The sequence below is a fragment of the Streptomyces sp. NPDC102451 genome (assembly GCF_044765485.1).
Taxonomy (GTDB): Bacteria; Actinomycetota; Actinomycetes; order Streptomycetales; family Streptomycetaceae; genus Streptomyces.
This window is the reverse complement of the sequence record NZ_JBIWKD010000017.1, coordinates 126,485-141,610: the sequence shown is the minus strand read 5'-3', so window position 1 is coordinate 141,610 and position 15,126 is coordinate 126,485. Positions and strand designations below refer to the sequence as shown.

The window sequence follows — 15,126 nt, the reverse complement described above, 5'->3', positions numbered from 1 at the left end:
TCGTTTTCGACCACTGAGGAGAGAAGTGTCTGTTCCGCTGTATGTCCCGTCGGGTGAGGGCGAGTTCGTCGATATCCGGGACACGAAGAGGACGTACCTCAAGCTCACCACGCCCGACTCCGACGGAGAGTTCGGCTTCTTCGAGCACCACATGGCCCCTGAGGCCAACGGTGCGAGTCCGCATGTGCACAAGAAGTCCACGGAGATGTTCTACGTGGTGAAGGGCGAGATCCAGTTCACCATCGGCGACCGCAAGGTCGTCGGTGAGCCGGGCGCGTTCGCCTACGTGCCCAAGGGCGAGCCGCACGGCTTCACCAACGTCGGCAAGGAGCAGGCGACCCTGCTGATCATGTTCTATCCGATCTACGACCGCGAGGACTACTTCCGCGGTCTCGGGCGGCTCACGGCGAACGGGCGTAACCCCAGCCTGGAAGAGCTGCAGGAGCACATGGCCAAGTACGACCAGTTCATGGTCTGATCCCGACCCCGTCGGAGAACGGCCCGGGCCCGGCAGCGAGAACCGCTGCCGGGCCCGGGCCTCCGCCGTGGTCAGCCGTCGGACGCGTCGGCCCCCGTGCGGGCGCGGAGGGCCAACGCCTTCACCTCGGCCGCGAGTTCGGGGACCGGTCCGGCCGTGTCGAGTCCGGGGACGACCTCCCGGATGGACAGCGGGCGCAGGGGCGAGGTGATGGGCGCGCCCCACTCCGCCTTCCAGTCGCGGGCCTGCTGGGACGTGCTGGCGTAGACGATCCGGCCCAGGCCGACCCAGCCGTGCGCGGCCGCGCACATCGGGCAGTGCTCACCCGATGTGTACACGGTCGCCGTGGCCCGTTCCTCGGGATTCAGATGGGTCGCGGCCCATCGCGCGAGTTCGAACTCCGGGTGCTTCGTCGGGTCTCCGGTGGTCGTCTCACGGTTGCGGTCCTCGGCCAGGATCTTGCCGTCCGCGTCCACGAGCACGGACCCGAACGGCCAGTCACCGGCCTCCACCGCTTCTGCCGCCAGTTCCACGCAGCGGCGCAGATAGGGCAGGTCGGCCTCGGTGACGGCGGCGGAGCGATCGGCGTCGCTCCCGGGAAGGTCATGGTCGGTGGAGGCCACTGCTACTCCGTCTCTGTGGGAAATCGGTGCGCCCGTTGCGCGGCCACGGTGGCCAGGGCCTGCCATGCCGCCTCGGGCCGGAGCGTCTCGTCCGGGTCACCGCTGTAGGGGTCGAGCAGCACGGTTTCCGCACCGGTGAGGCGCAACTGCTCGATGTCGTCGAAGATCTGGTCGATGGTGCCTTCGCCGGCGCGACGGTCCGGATGGTCGACCGGGCTCTCCGTGAGCCGGAGCCTGATGCGCGGCACCAGTTCGGGTACCGGCCGCCCGAGCCCGGCAGCGATCACCTTCAGGCGCTCCACCGCTTCCAGGAACCAGGGCATGGTGAAACGCAGCGGATGCCACGGCATACCGAGACGTGCGGCCCGGCGCAGTGCGGCGTCGCTGTTGCCGCCGATCCAGATCGGAATCTGTCCGCTCCGGTAGTCGTCCTCGTCGTCCCATGCGGTTCGCAGGGTCCGAAGATATTCGTCGGTCAGTGCGCCACGTTTTTCGAAAGGTACGTCGAGTGCCGCGAATTCCTCCCGCGCCCAGCCGACGCCCACGCCGAGAATCAGCCGCCCGCCGGAGAGCTGCTGCAGGTTGGCCGCCATGCGGGCGGTCAGCAACGGGTGCCGGTAGGGCAGGATGAGGACCGTGGTTCCCAGCTTGAGCCTGGTCGTGACACCGGCCAGGAAGGAAAGCGTGGTGAACGGCTCGTAGAACGGGCCGGGATACTGCTTGGCGACATCCGGTGTGATCGCCACATGGTCGGAGACCATCAACAGGTCAAAGCCGAGACTCTCCACCGTTTTGGCCCATCGGACGAGATTGTCCGGGGTGGTTCCGGGGCCGAAGTTAGGAACATTTACGCCTATCCGCATGGTGCAAGAATAACAACTCCTGTACGTCTGCGCAGAGTTACTGCCGAGTGACCACGCCGACCAGAATTGGTGAAATTGGACGGGCGGCTTTCCGTACGGCGTGCGGGAGCGGCTTTGCGAGCGTGTACGCCGATATGCCGGCCGTCATCTCCCTCCGTCCGGGCGACAGAGGCGCCGGGTCGTGGGGAGCAGGAGCAGCCCGGCCAGGACCGCCGCCGTCGCCCCGAAGAGGGTGGCCGGGCCGCCTGCGGCGAGCAGGGGGCCGCCCGCGAGCGAGCCGATTCCGGTGCCGGCGTCGAAGGCGATGTTCCACGCGACTCCGGCCAGGCCGAGCCGGGCGGCGCTGTCGTCGGCCGCCTGCATGACCAGCACCAGGGTGGCGCTCTGGACGGCGCCGAAGCCTGACCCGAACAGCACGGCGCCGGCCACCAGCAGCGCGGTCTCGTGCGACGCCGAGCCCGCAGCGGTGCCGAGCGCGGTGAGGAGGACGGCGGGTACCAGCACCGGCCGTCCGCCGTACCGGTCGATGAGCCACCCGGCGCCGAGCCGGGCGAGCACGGAGGATGCCTGCGCGGCGAACAGCGCCTCGGCCGCGGCCGGTGCGGTCAGCGGCAGGAAGGTGAAGACGACGCCGTACGCCGTGGTGGAGGCGATCTCCAGCAGCAGGGGGCCGGTCATGGGGCGCAACGACGTCCATGTCCCGCTCCGGTTCCGGCCGGCCCGGGGCGCAGCCGGGCGCGCGGACGCCGCTTCCCGGGGGAAGCCGAACGATCCGGCCACGACCAGACCGGCCGCACCCGCCGCGAGGGCGAAGACGAGGCCGTACGCCTCCTGCCGGGCCAGTGCGATTCCCAGCGGAGCGCCCAGGACGCCGGAGACACCGACCACGGCGCCGTACCAGCCGATGGCCCGCCCCCGGTGGGCGGAGGGGAAGAGTTCCGTGGTGAAGGTGACCCCGGCGACGACGAAGACGCCGAAGCCCAGCCCGCGTACCGCCGCGAGGCCGTGCAGGGCGGTCAGCGTGGAGGCGGCCGGCAGAGCCAGACAGGGCAGCCCCAGCAGGGCACCGCTCACCGCGAGGGAATTGCGTCGGCCGAGCCGGGCGAAGAGCCGCGGTGTGAACGGCTGGACGGCCAGGGTGGCCCCCATCAGGGTGGCGGTGAGCGCTCCGGCGCCCGCCGGCCCGGCGCCGGAGCGGACGGCGTAGGCAGGCAGGGCGGAGAGCAGCAGGTTGAAGCTCGCGAAGCCGCCGAACGCCGCGATCAGGGCGCCGCCGACCGCCGCATGCCTCCGCCGGGCGGACGGGGGCGGGCGGCGGCCCGCCGGCGCGGACGGTTCTGCCGGCGTGATCACCGTGATCGGGCCGCCCCCATGGGCAGGGGGTGGATCACGCGTAAGCCGTGGGGTGTCTTCTCTGGCACGTGGACGAAGGTACCCGCGCCGGGCGGCGAAACGGCGTCCGTACACGTGGAGTTCACAGTGGGGCGCGGGGCAGGGCGGCGGCCACGGCTTCCCCTCCCCTGCCCGCCCTCCGGCTACTCGGTCCGGGCCACGGCGACTGTCGGGGAGGTCCGGGAGGCACTGAGAGCGGGCACCATTCCCGCGGCGGCGGTCACCAGGACGAGGACGGTGAAGACCACCGCGAGTTCCCCGGCGGGGACGCTGAACGGGGCGCTCGTCTGTGCGACACGGACCACCAGCCAGGAGTACGGCATGCTGAGGGCCAGACCGAGGACTCCGCCCAGTACACCGTAGAGCGCGCACTCCACCGTGACCATGCGGTGCACGGCCGCTCCACCGAGACCCAGGGCACGCAACAGCCCGAACTCGCGCTTGCGTTCGACGACGGTGAGACCGGCCGTGGTCGCGACTCCGGCGACCGCCACCAGGACCGTCAGCCCCAGGACCATGATCACTGTCGTGGTCATCGTCCGCAGGTCGTCCGACTCCCCGGCCTGTCCGGCCGTGTCCTCGGCGATGACGCGGCCGTCGCCCCGCTCCGGGCCGGTCAGCGTGTCGGTGATGGCACGCTGGGCGCGTATCCGCCCCTGCGCGTCGCCCTGCGAGGCGTTCGCGGTGACCGCGGTGGGCACCGCTTCCATTCCCATGCGGCTGAGGTCCGCGGCGGGGACGAAGAAGTTCCCGCCGTAGGGTCCGGTTCCGGGCAGCGTCGCCGCCACGGTGAGCTGGACGGGACGGCCGTCGAACGTCAGCGTCACGCGATCGCCCGCCCGGACGCCGAGCCGGAGGGCGTGGTCGGCGTCCACCACGACGTGGGCAGGGTCGAGCTGGCCGAGGGAGCCCGTACGGGCGGTCAGGCCCACTCCGGAGCGCACGGTGCCGAGGTCGAGGTCGGAGACCGTCGCGCTGCGGGTGCTCTCGACGACCTCCGCCGTGCGGAACGCGGTGACATCGGCCAGTTCGGGGTGAGTGGCCAGATCGGCTGCCAGCGACCGGTCCAGCGAGTCGCTGTCCCTCGCGAACAGGTGGAAGTCGGCGGGCGCCTCCACCGCCTGCCGGTACCGCTCGTAGGCGTTCAGGGAGGCGAGGCAGGTCAGGGCCGTGCCGACCAGGCAGATGCCGAGGGCGACGACGACCGAGACCGAGGCCGCCCGTCCGGGTGCGCCTCCGACGCCCGCGACCGCGAGGCGTCCGGCGGCACCGGTGCGGCGCAGTGGCACGGCGACGGCCGACAGCACCGGCCGGACCAGACGGGGGCCGAGTGCGATCAGGGCCAGGAAGGCCAGCCCGCCCGAGAGCACCACGACGGTCAGCGCCTCGAACCGGTCGTACCCCGTGTCGCCGGGCTCGGGCAGCCCGGCGTATTGCTGCCGGGCGAGACACGCGGCGCCCGCCGCGCACAGCAGGCCCAGCACGGTCCGTCCGGTGCCGCCCGCGGCGTCCTCTCCGCCCGCCGCGCTCCGCAGGGCTTGCAGCGGGGAGACCCGTGAGGCGCTCAGGGAGGGGGCCAGGACCGCCAGAGCCGCCAGGACGACGGTGCCGAGGACGGTGAGAACGGCTTCCGTCAGCGGGACCCGGGAGGGGGCGAACAGGTCGTGCCCGAACCATCCGGCGACCGGAGGGGCGAGCTGACCGCAGCCCCGGGCCGCCAGCACACCGGTCGTGCCGGCCAGCAGGCCGACCACCGCCCCTTCGACGACGAGCGCGGCGGCCAGCCGTCGCGGGGTCGCGCCGATGGCGCGCAGCAGCGCCAGCTGGCGTACGCGCCGTGCGAAGACGATGCGGAAGGTGGAGGTCGCGACGAGAACGGCCGCGCCGACCGCGACAGCGAGGAAGACGGTGACCAGCTCCAGGATGTCCTTCGCCTCCGCCACCGCCTCACGGGCCTCCTCCTCCCGCACCTCGTCGCCGGGCCGCACCCGTGCTCCAGGCACCGTCTGCCGGATCCGCTCCGCCAGCTCCGCCGGCCCGGAACCGGCCGCGGAGGACGCGGTGCCGGCGCGGATGTCGATGCGGGAGTAGCCCGACACGCCGAGCAGCTGCCCGAGTTGGGGGCCGGGGGCGTACCCCGTGGGCACCGAGTCGTTCGTGGCGGTGCTGCGGACGATGCCGCTGACCTCGACCGTCACCCGTCGGGTGCCTTCGCCATCGGCTTCGGGCTGCAGCAGGATGAGCGACGATCCCGGAGCCAGTGCGTATTCCTCTGCGGCCACGGTGTTGACGGCAAGCCGGCCCGGGCCGGAGGGGTACGTACCGTCGAGCAAGCGGACTTCCGCCAGGGCGCCGGTGCCCGGGTCCGCGGACAGATCGAGGTAGCGCTCGACGGCGCTGCCGGCCAGCGGGCTGCCGCCGTCCATCCGGCCGACGGCCTCGGTGACTCCGGGCGTCCTCCGGACCTCGCGGAGGCGGGCCTCGCCGATGTCCTCACCGTCGTCGCCGGGTGTGACCACCAGCGATACCGCTTCGGGTGTTCCGCGGAACTTCTCGACGACCGTCGCGGTGATGATCTGCTGGGCCATGACGGCCCCGAAGACGACGAACGCCGCGATCAGCAGCGACAGTCCGGTCGCCGCGAACCGTCCGGGCCGCCTCAGGAGTTCCGCCACCTGGGAGCCGAGGACGGTCGCACGCCACGGAGTCCTCATCGGCGCCTGCCCGAGTCGTCGGTGGTGAGTGCGGCGGCCCGCCCGGAGGGGGCGGTGTGCTCGTCCTTCACGACACGTCCGTCCGCGAGGGTCAGCACCCGGTCCGCGTACCGCGCGGCCGCGGGGTCGTGGGTGACCATCACGACCGTCTGGCCGAGGTCGTCGACGGACCGGCGCAGCACGGTGAGGACTTCGGCGCCGGCCCGGGAGTCGAGGTTGCCGGTGGGTTCGTCGGCGAAGACCACGGCCGGCCGGGCCACCAACGCCCGTGCCACGGCGACCCGTTGCTGCTGGCCCCCGGAGAGCTCGGCAGGGCGGTGCGACATCCGGTGGGCGATGCCGAGGACTTCGCAGAGGTGGTCCACCAGCTCGCGGTCCGGGCGCCCGCCGGACATGGTGACGGGCAGCACGATGTTCTCGTAGGCCGTGAGCTGCGGCAGCAGGTTGAACGACTGGAAGACGAAACCGATCCGCTTCCGGCGCACCCGGGTCAGCTGCCGGTCGGACAGCCCGGTGATCTCCGTCCCGTCCAGGACGATGCTGCCGGAGGTGACGGTGTCGAGTCCGGCGACGCAGTGCATCAGGGTCGACTTCCCCGACCCGGAGGGGCCGACGACGGCGGTGAACCGGGCGCGCCGGACACCGACGGACACCTCGTCGAGGGCCCGCACCTCGGCGGTGCCCTGGCGGTAGGTCTTGACCAGGGCGGTGGCCGTGATGACGTCGTCCGGTGTGTGGCCTCGGGCGATGTGGAGAGCCATGGGGACGGTGCTCGCAGTCCGGGTCAGGAGCCGAGCGGCGGCATGGAGAGGGTGACGCCGGAATCCGAGCAGTGTCCCTGCGTGTCCTCCTGAAGGTTCTTCACGTCCTTCGTGGACGGCGCTTCGGGGGACTTCTTGGCGGTCTCCAGCGCCCACCCCTCGTACTGGGAGATCTTGGCTCCGAGGTAGCCGTCCTTCATCTGCGCGCGGCGCTCGTCGCCGGTTTCCCTCCACCACTTCTCCGCGTCCGGCACCGGGCCGGTGGAGATCGCCTCGGCCTCGGTGATGATGCGCTGCGCCAGTCGGCAGTCCTCGGCGGACGCCTGGCTGAGCTCGTTGCGGTCCTGCCACCAGTAGGCCGCCCCGGCAGCCAGGGCCGCGGCGATCACGGCCGCGACCGCGCCGATGACGAGGCGGTTCCGCTTGCGGTTCTGCGTGGTGGGCGTGGTGCTCATCGGGTCCTCCAGTGTGTTCTCGGCCGCGTTCGGCGACAGTGAGAAGTCTGGAGTCCGGCGGCCCGCCGGACATCGGCCACGAATCCGAGACCGGACGCGGCGGATCTGGTACGCCGGACGAGGTGGCTCCTGCACCCCCAGGGGCAGAACCCGGCGGCGCTTCTGCACCCTCAGGGGGAGGGACGGACGAGCCCCGACTCATAGGCGAACGCGACGGCCTGGGCACGGTCGCGCAGGTGCAGCTTCGCCATCAGGTTGCCCAGGTGCGTCTTCACCGTGGCCTGCGCGACATACAGCTCCGCCGCGATCTCGGCGTTGGACAGTCCCCGGGCGACGAGGGCGAGCACGTCCCGCTCGCGCGCGGTGAGGACGTCCAGCCGTTCGGCCTGTCCGTTCGCCGGTCCCAGCCGGTCGGAGACCCGGTCCAGGAGCAGCCGGGTGATACGCGGCGCCACCACGGACTCCCCCGCGGCCAGGACCCGGATGGCGTTCACGACGTCCGCGGCGGGAGCGTTCTTCAGCAGGAAGCCGCCCGCTCCGCTGCGCAGCGCCGCGAACGCGTCCTCGTCGTTGTCGAAGGTGGTCAGCACCAGCACCCCGGGCGGATCGTCCATCCGCATCAGCTGCTCCGTGGCCTGGATGCCGTCCATGACGGGCATGCGGATGTCCATGATGACGACGTCCGCCTCGACCCTGCGCAGCAGGTCGAGGGCGTCGGCCCCGTTCTCCGCCTCCCCCACGACCTCGATGTCGTCCTGACCTGCCAGCACCATGGAGAAACCGGCCCGGATCAGCGGCTGGTCGTCCACGACGGCCACCCGGATCGGTCTGTCTGCCTGCGTCATCACTTCGTCCTTGTCGGAATCGAGGCGTGTACGTGCCATCCGTTGCCGAGCCGGGGGCCGGCCTCGAAGCTGCCGCCGGCGAGCTCCACCCGCTCGCGCATCCCCACGAGTCCGTTCCCTCCGGGGCGCCCACCGACGCCCCGGCCGGCGAGGGTGCCCGCTCCGTCGTCGACCACACCGATCAGCAGGGTGCCCTGCTCCTCGTGGAGCCGGATGTCGACCCCGGCCCCGGCTCCGGCGTGACGGAGCACGTTCGTGAGGCACTCCTGGACGATGCGGAAGGCTGTTATCTCCTCGGCCGGCGACAGCAGTCCTTCGCCGACCTCGACCGACACGTCCACGGTCAGCCCGGCGGTCCGGGCGCGTTCGGCGACCACCTGGATCTCGTCGAGGGTGACCAGGCGCCGTGGCGGGTCGCCGTCGGCCGGGTCCTGGTTTCCCTCGCGCAGCACCCGGACGATGCGGTGCATGTCGTCGATCGCGTCCCGGCCCGTGGCGGCGATCGTCCTCAGCGCGGACTCCGCCATGTCCGGCGACTTCCGCAGCACCGACTCGGCGCCGTCGGCCTGAAGGATCATCACGGCCAGGCTGTGCGCCACCACGTCGTGCAGTTCACGGGCGATCTCGGCCCGCTCCCGGGCCGCGGCCAGCCGGACGCGCTGCTCCTGTTCCCGCTCGACGTGCCAGGCGCGGGCCGCCTGGCTCTCCGCGTAGAGGCGCCGCGTGTGCAGGGCGAAGGCCGTCAGCCAGACCGTCAGCGTCAGTCCCCAGAAGATCAGGAGCGCTTCGGGATCGATGAACGGCTCGATGCCGAGAGCCGGCGCCCCCACCGTCCCGGCCGCCGTGGCGAGCAGCACCACGGCGCCCGCGAGATACGGCATCCAGGTCGTCCGGGAATGGTGGATGACCGACATCATGGCGAACAGCACGGCCACGTCGTACGAGGCCGGCGCCGACACCAGCGGGAGCTCGGGCAGTCCGTACAGGACGAACTGGACGACGCCCAGCGCCAGGACGACTGCCATCACCGTGCCGGGGAACCGTCGGCGGGCCAGCAGGCACAGCGCCATCAGCCCGCCCAGGAGCATGTCGTACTCGGCGTCGTAGTACCCAGCCGCCACCAGGACCACCAGTGCGATACCCAGGTCGCAGGCCCGGGCGACGGCGCGTCCGTACCGGCCGGACAGCGCCGTCCAGGGCGACGCGACCGGGACCGTCGTCTCCTCAGCCAACCGTCGCACCTTTCTCATCCGGCAGAAGCGCAACCGGGACCCGTGGCACAAGTACCTTCGGGCGGGAAGGACTTCACGATGAGGGCGACGCCCTCCTGCGCCCATACTGCCTCAGCACGGGACCGGTGCGCGGCACGGCGGCGACGGGCGTCAAGCAGATGACACGGGCAGGACGTCCGGGGACAGTGCACCCGTGCGAGCGGACGCGGCGGTCATCCGGCGCCGGTGGTGACGGCGGCAGAGCACCTCGTAGCCGATCTCGCCCATCGGCCGGTTCACGTCACCGACCACGACCTGTGCGCCCTCGACGACCATCTCGCCGTCTATGGTCCGCGCGTTGTGCGTGGCACGGGCGCCGCACCAGCAGAGGGCCTCGACCTGGAGCTGCTCGATCCGGTCGGCCAGCTCGATCAGTCGCTGCGAACCGGGGAACAGTCTCGTGCGGAAGTCCGTCGTGATGCCGAAGGCGAAGACATCCATGTCCAAGTCGTCCACGACACGGGCCAGTTGATCGATCTGAGCCGGAGCCAGGAACTGCGCTTCGTCCACGATCACGTAGTCGGCCCTGCCGCCCTTGGTCAGCTGGGCAACGAGGTACGCGTACAGGTCCATCCCCTCGTCCGCCTCGACGGCCTCCGTCACCAGCCCCAACCGCGAGGACAGCTTCCCTTCACCCGCCCGGTCGTCCCGGGTGAAGATCACACCCTGCAGGCCACGCGCCGACCTGTTGTGGCCGATCTGGAGAGCCAGGGTGCTCTTTCCGCAGTCCATCGTCCCGGAGAAGAACACGAGCTCGGGCATGAGAGGGAGCGGCCTTTCGGAGGTGGGTGCGGGGGGAGCGGGAAAACGTCGGCTACGAGCGTACTTCGAGGAGCGGGACCAGCTGTTCGACGGGGGTCAGCGATCCGTGCATCCCCACCATCGCCGACTCGTGCGGCTCCTTGGCCGAGGCGGTGATCACCACGTCGTCATGGGCGGCCGCCACCACGTCGCCGATCCTGCCGTACACCCGCTCGTCGATCCGGGGGCCGAACCAGCCCGCCGCGATCGCCTCGTCACGGCTCGCCACCCAGAACTGCTCGCCGAGCACCTCGCGCCAGACGGTCAGCACGTCCGCCTGGGCGCCGGGGACCGCGTACACATGGCGGGCCCGGCCCTCGCCGCCCAGCAGGGCGACCCCGGCGCTCAGCTCCCAGTCCTCGTCGAAGTCGATGCGGGACTGTTCGTCGAACGGGATGTCGATCATGCCGTGGTCGGCGGTGATGTACAGCGCCGAGCGGGGCGGCAGCTGCTCGGCGAGGCGACGGGCCAACCCGTCGACGTACATCAGCTGGCCGCGCCAGGCGTCGGAGTCGACGCCGAAGCGGTGCCCCTGGCCGTCGACCTCGCTGTAGTACGTGTAGACGAGGGAGCGGTCACCCGCGGCGAGCCGCTCGGCCGCCAGGTCCATCCGGTCCTCGCCGGTGAGCCGGCCGAGGAAGGAACCGCCGCTGAGCGCGACCTTGGTCAGGGGGGTCTGCTCGAAGCCGGGGGCGGAGACCTGAGCCGTACGCACGCCGGCGGCGTCGGCGAGCGCGAAGACCGTCGGGTACGGCTGCCAGGCCTTGAGGTCGGTCCACGGCTTCCAGCGGAGCTGGTTCATGAGCGCGCCCGTCCCCGGGTTGCGCACCGTGTAGCCGGGAAGACCGTGCTCGCCCGGGGGGAGGCCCGTGCCCACGGAGGCGAGCGAGGTCGCCGTGGTGGCCGGGAAGCCCGAGGTGATCGGCCGGCCGGTGCCCCCGCGCGAGGTGGGGAGCAGCGAGTGCAGGAAGGGCGCCTCGTCCGGGTGGGCCTTGATCTGCTCCCAGCCGAGTCCGTCGATCAGGAAGACGCAGTTCCGGTCGGCGGGGGTGAGCTCCGGGATCGCCGCCTCGAAGCCGGGCACGCCCTGCCCCGCGGCGAGCGTCGGCAGCAGATCGGCGAGCGAGCCGGTGCCGTACTCGGGCACGGGGGCGGCCTCGGGAGCGAGCAGAACGGGGTCCTGCCAGGCGGGCTGGGCCATCAGCGGGTGGTCGCCGCGGTCGCGGCCGTGGCCTCGGAGAGCGACTGGGCGAAGGCGAGGGTCTGGCGCACGGTGTCCGGGCCGTCCCCGGCCTCGCTGACACGGAGGCTCAGGTCGTCGGCGGTGGAGCTGCCGGTGTAGCCGTGGTCCGCCTCGCAGTTGGGGTCCCCGCAGGCAGCGGGCTCCAGGTCGATGCGGGAGACCGCGCCCCAGCCGATGGTCAGGACGACCTCGCGGGGCAGGGTGCCCGGCACGTACTTCTCGGGGTTGGCGACGACCCGGCTGACCACGACGGACGAGATCCGGTCGAGCTTGACCGACTCGGTGGACGTCGTGGCGTACGGCGTCGGGGAGCTGGTGTCGGCGGCCTGCTCGTCGGTGTGGCTGACGATGAAGCGGGTGTCCGTCAGGACGAGGACCGTGACGTGGCGCCGGACCTCGTTGGAGTCGAAGGTGGTCTCCTGGTGCACCAGGTACGACGCGACCGGCTCCCCGCCGACGGCGGCCTCCACCGCCTCGGCCACGAGGGCCGGGTAGTAGCCGCTGCGCTCGATCGCCGCGCGCAGCCCCTGGGTCGTCGTACCGGTCTTTGCCATGGGAACCATCCTACGGGGGGCCGGTGGCTGCCGGGGACGCTGTGCGCGGGTCCGTGGGCGGTCAGTAGCTGGGGAGCCGGCGGGGACCGAGATCGCTGCGGGCGGGCGGCGGGGCCAGCCGGACGCTCGCCCCGAGCACCGTCAGGCCGTGCGTGGCCACGACCACGGGTTCCAGGGTGACCGAGACCACCTCGGGATGGTCGTCGACCAGCCGGGACACCCTCAGGAGGAGCTCTTCGAGAGCCGCGGTGTCCGCCGGCGCGGAGCCGCGCCAGCCGAACAGGACCGGAGCCGCCTTGATGGAGCGGATCAGCTCGGCCGCGTCGCGGTCGGTGGCGGGCACGAGACGGTGGGCCGTGTCGCCCAGCAGTTCGGAGGGCGCGCCGGCCAGCCCGAAGGACAGGACGGCTCCGGCGGCCGCGTCGATGGACGCCCTGACGACGGTGTCGACGCCCCTGGGTGCCATGGCCTGGACGACGGGCCGGAGTTCGGCGGGGGTGCCGAGCAGATCGGTCAGTTCGTCGTACGAACGCCGCAGGGCGTTCTCGCCCGCGAGGTCGAGCCGGACACCGCCGAGGTCGGCGCGGTGCCGGAGGTGGGGTGCGGTGGTCTTGAGGGCCACCGGGTAGCCGAGCTCCCCGGCGGCGGCGACGGCGGCCTCCGGATCGGGGGCAGGGAGGGCCGGCCGTACGGTGACGCCGTAACCGGCGAGCAGCTCGCGGGCCTCGTCGTGGGTGAGCGGACGGCCGCGAGGGTCGGGGTCCGGGCCGAGCAGCGTCCCGATCAGCGCGGCGGTCCCGTGCTCGTCGATGGTGTCGTCCAGGAATTCGGGCACCTTGCCGGGGGTGGCCGCCTGGCGCCGCCACTGGGCGTACTTCACCGCCTCGGCGAGCGCGCGGACGGCTCGCTCGGCGGCGGGGTAGGCGGGGATCTGGGCGGCGGAGGGCCCGGGGCCGCCGGTGGCGCCCGCGCCCCTGCCGGACGCGGCCGGCTCCGCAGCGGCGGTCCGGGGGGCGCCCGCACCAGGGGCGTCGGGCGCGGATCCGCCCGTGCCCGGGGTGCCGGCCGCGGATCCGCCCGTGCCCGGGGTGCCGGCCGCGGATCCGCCCGTGCCCGGGGCGTCTGGCGCGGGGGCGGGTGGCTGCGGGGCCGGGCCGGCCGGGCGGTGTGCGGGTGGGGCGGCCGTGCTCGTGGCGGCCGCGAGCGCCTGCGCGAGGCCGCCCATCTCCACGTGCACCACCGCCACCGGCTTGGCCGGGCCGGTGGCCGCCGCCTCGCGCAGCGCCGCCGCCAGGACCTCGCCGTCACCGGTCTCGGCCTCGCCGTCCTCCCCCACCCAGGGGATCGCGGTGACGATCACGGCGTCGCACGTCCGGTCGGCGAGCGCCTCCGCCAGCGCGTTCCGGAAGTCCTTCGGACTCGCCACCGTGGTGAGGTCGCGGGGCGGGCGCGGGCGCAGCCCTTCCGCGAGGCAGGCGTCGTAGGTGAGGAGGCCGAGCGACTCCGAGTTGCCCAAGATCGCCACCCGGGGACCGTCCGGCAGGGGCTGGCCGGCGAGGAGCAGGCCGACGTCGACCATCTCCGTCACCGTGTCGACCCGGATCACGCCCGCCTGGCGCATCAGCGCGGAGACCGTCGCGTCGGGGATGCGGCTGACGGGCACGGCGTGGCCCGGCGGGTTGGTTCCGCTGTGCCGGGCGCCCTTCACCACGACCACCGGCTTCACGGCGGCCGTCCGGCGGGCGAGCCGGGTGAACTTGCGCGGATTGCCCAGTGATTCGAGGTACAGCAGGGCGACGTCGGTGTCCTGGTCCTCGTACCAGTACTGCAGGAAGTCGTTGCCGGAGACGTCCGCCCGGTTACCGGCCGAGATGAAGGCCGACAGTCCGGCGCTCCTGCGGTGGAGACCGGCCAGGACGGCGATCCCGATGGCGCCGGACTGGGTGAAGAGCCCGATGCGCCCGGCCTTGGGCGACTCGGGGGCGAGGGAGGCGTTCAGCCGGACCGCGCCGGAGGTGTTGATGATGCCGAAGGCGTTCGGACCGATGATCCGCATGCCGTACGAGCGGGCCTGCCGGACCAGTTCCCGCTGCCGTTCCCGGCCCTCGGCGCCTCGCTCGGCGTAACCGGCGGAGAGGACGACGAGGCCCTGGACCCCGTTCTCGCCGCAGTCGGCGACGACTTCGGGCACCCGGTCGGCCGGCACGGCGACGACCGCGAGATCGACCTGCTCACCGATCTCGCTCACGGAGCGGTGTGCGGGCACCCCTTCGACCGTGTCCGTACCGGCGGCGAAGGACGTGTTCACGGCGTACGTGCGTCCGGTGAAGCCCGAGGCCAGGAGGTTCCGCAGCACCGACCGGCCGACGCCGCCGGGGGCCCGGCCGACGCCGATGACGGCGACGGACCCGGGGGCCAGCAGGCGCTGGACGGAGCGCGCTTCGGCCCGCTGTTCACGGGCGCGCTGGACGGCGAGGGACTCGGCCGTCGGTTCGAGGTCGAGGGTGAGGTGGACGGAGCCTTCCTCGAAGCTGCGCTGCTGGGTGAACCCGGCGTCCCGGAACACCTTGATCATCTTGTTGTTGGCGGGCAGCACCTCCGCGGCGAAGCGGCGGATCCCCCGCTCCCTGGCCACCGCCGCGATGTGTTCGAGGAGGGCGGAGGCCACACCGCGGCCCTGGTGGGCGTCCTGCACGAGGAAGGCGACCTCGGCCTCGTCCGCGGGTGCCGAGGCGGGCCGGCCCTGCCCGTCGATCCGGTCGAATCGGACGGTGGCGATGAACTCGCCGCCGATCGTCACCGCCAGTCCCACCCGGTCGACGTAGTCGTGATGGGTGAAGCGGTGGACGTCACGGGCGGAGAGACGCGGATACGGGGCGAAGAAGCGGTAGTACTTCGACTCGTCGGACACCTGCTCGTAGAAGCTGACCAGCCGCTCGGCGTCGTCCGTGGTGATGGGCCTGATCCGCGCGGTGCCACCGTCACGGAGCACCACGTCCGCCTCCCAGTGGTCGGGGTACGCGTGATGCGGACTCTGCTCCGGAGTGGGCTCCATGGGCAAAGCCTACGGCTCGGGCTTTTCGTTCGGCCCGAACCCGGGCCGAACCGGGCGGGAGGCCGTGGGGG

At 72.4% G+C, this 15,126-nt stretch carries 13 protein-coding genes; 1 reads left to right on the top strand and 12 read right to left on the bottom strand.

The features are described from left to right. Positions 1-25 precede the first annotated feature (25 nt). Positions 26-478, top strand: coding sequence for a cupin domain-containing protein (locus ACIRD8_RS30055; RefSeq protein ID WP_403998332.1), 453 nt, complete (start codon positions 26-28; stop codon positions 476-478). 71 nt (positions 479-549) lie between these two features. Here the strand turns inward: ACIRD8_RS30055 and ACIRD8_RS30050 are convergent, their stop codons facing one another. From ACIRD8_RS30050 to ACIRD8_RS29995, 12 genes are all read right to left on the bottom strand, one after another. Next, entirely contained in the window at positions 550-1,101 is a 552-nt protein-coding gene (locus tag ACIRD8_RS30050) for a nucleoside deaminase (protein WP_403998329.1), read from the bottom strand. A 2-nt stretch (positions 1,102-1,103) separates the two neighbouring features. Further along, positions 1,104-1,964 (bottom strand): LLM class flavin-dependent oxidoreductase, encoded by an 861-nt coding sequence (locus ACIRD8_RS30045; RefSeq protein ID WP_403998326.1) that lies wholly within the window; start codon positions 1,962-1,964, stop codon positions 1,104-1,106. Between the two features lie 144 nt (positions 1,965-2,108). Then, positions 2,109-3,317 carry an MFS transporter gene (locus tag ACIRD8_RS30040; RefSeq protein ID WP_403998323.1) on the bottom strand — a complete coding sequence of 403 codons (1,209 nt, stop codon included), beginning with the start codon at positions 3,315-3,317 and terminating at the stop codon, positions 2,109-2,111. 182 nt (positions 3,318-3,499) lie between these two features. Further along, positions 3,500-6,070, bottom strand: a complete 2,571-nt coding sequence (locus tag ACIRD8_RS30035; protein WP_403998320.1) for an FtsX-like permease family protein — start codon at positions 6,068-6,070, stop codon at positions 3,500-3,502. After that, the gene (locus ACIRD8_RS30030) at positions 6,067-6,831 is read right to left on the bottom strand and encodes an ABC transporter ATP-binding protein (RefSeq protein WP_403998317.1); all 765 of its coding nucleotides are present in this window, start codon (positions 6,829-6,831) and stop codon (positions 6,067-6,069) included. Before ACIRD8_RS30030 ends, ACIRD8_RS30035 begins: the two co-directional genes overlap by 4 nt. Before the next feature lie 23 nt (positions 6,832-6,854). Further along, entirely contained in the window at positions 6,855-7,286 is a 432-nt protein-coding gene (locus ACIRD8_RS30025) for a hypothetical protein (protein ID WP_403998314.1), read from the bottom strand. A 170-nt stretch (positions 7,287-7,456) separates the two neighbouring features. After that, positions 7,457-8,131 carry a response regulator gene (locus tag ACIRD8_RS30020; protein WP_403998311.1) on the bottom strand — a complete coding sequence of 225 codons (675 nt, stop codon included), beginning with the start codon at positions 8,129-8,131 and terminating at the stop codon, positions 7,457-7,459. Beyond that, positions 8,131-9,363: a sensor histidine kinase gene (locus tag ACIRD8_RS30015; protein WP_403998308.1), complete on the bottom strand. Its 1,233-nt coding sequence runs from the start codon at positions 9,361-9,363 to the stop codon at positions 8,131-8,133. Before ACIRD8_RS30015 ends, ACIRD8_RS30020 begins: the two co-directional genes overlap by 1 nt. Positions 9,364-9,513: 150 nt before the next feature. Then, positions 9,514-10,164, bottom strand: coding sequence for a thymidine kinase (locus tag ACIRD8_RS30010; RefSeq protein WP_403998305.1), 651 nt, complete (start codon positions 10,162-10,164; stop codon positions 9,514-9,516). A gap of 52 nt (positions 10,165-10,216) precedes the next feature. Next, the gene (locus ACIRD8_RS30005; RefSeq protein ID WP_403998302.1) at positions 10,217-11,404 is read right to left on the bottom strand and encodes an alkaline phosphatase family protein; all 1,188 of its coding nucleotides are present in this window, start codon (positions 11,402-11,404) and stop codon (positions 10,217-10,219) included. Beyond that, a complete protein-coding gene (locus ACIRD8_RS30000) occupies positions 11,404-12,000 on the bottom strand; it encodes a DUF5998 family protein (protein ID WP_403998299.1) in 597 nt (198 codons plus the stop codon). Before ACIRD8_RS30000 ends, ACIRD8_RS30005 begins: the two co-directional genes overlap by 1 nt. Before the next feature lie 61 nt (positions 12,001-12,061). Beyond that, entirely contained in the window at positions 12,062-15,055 is a 2,994-nt protein-coding gene (locus tag ACIRD8_RS29995) for a GNAT family N-acetyltransferase (RefSeq protein ID WP_403998296.1), read from the bottom strand. Positions 15,056-15,126 lie beyond the last annotated feature (71 nt).

Coding starts and splice junctions, on each gene's coding strand:
- ACIRD8_RS30045 (WP_403998326.1), bottom strand. CDS start 1,964: ATGCGGATAGGCGTAAATGTTCCTAACTTCGGCCCCGGAACCACCCCG.
- ACIRD8_RS30035 (WP_403998320.1), bottom strand. CDS start 6,070: ATGAGGACTCCGTGGCGTGCGACCGTCCTCGGCTCCCAGGTGGCGGAA.
- ACIRD8_RS30030 (WP_403998317.1), bottom strand. CDS start 6,831: ATGGCTCTCCACATCGCCCGAGGCCACACACCGGACGACGTCATCACG.
- ACIRD8_RS30025 (WP_403998314.1), bottom strand. CDS start 7,286: ATGAGCACCACGCCCACCACGCAGAACCGCAAGCGGAACCGCCTCGTC.
- ACIRD8_RS30020 (WP_403998311.1), bottom strand. CDS start 8,131: ATGACGCAGGCAGACAGACCGATCCGGGTGGCCGTCGTGGACGACCAG.
- ACIRD8_RS30010 (WP_403998305.1), bottom strand. CDS start 10,164: ATGCCCGAGCTCGTGTTCTTCTCCGGGACGATGGACTGCGGAAAGAGC.
- ACIRD8_RS30005 (WP_403998302.1), bottom strand. CDS start 11,404: ATGGCCCAGCCCGCCTGGCAGGACCCCGTTCTGCTCGCTCCCGAGGCC.
- ACIRD8_RS30000 (WP_403998299.1), bottom strand. CDS start 12,000: ATGGCAAAGACCGGTACGACGACCCAGGGGCTGCGCGCGGCGATCGAG.
- ACIRD8_RS29995 (WP_403998296.1), bottom strand. CDS start 15,055: ATGGAGCCCACTCCGGAGCAGAGTCCGCATCACGCGTACCCCGACCAC.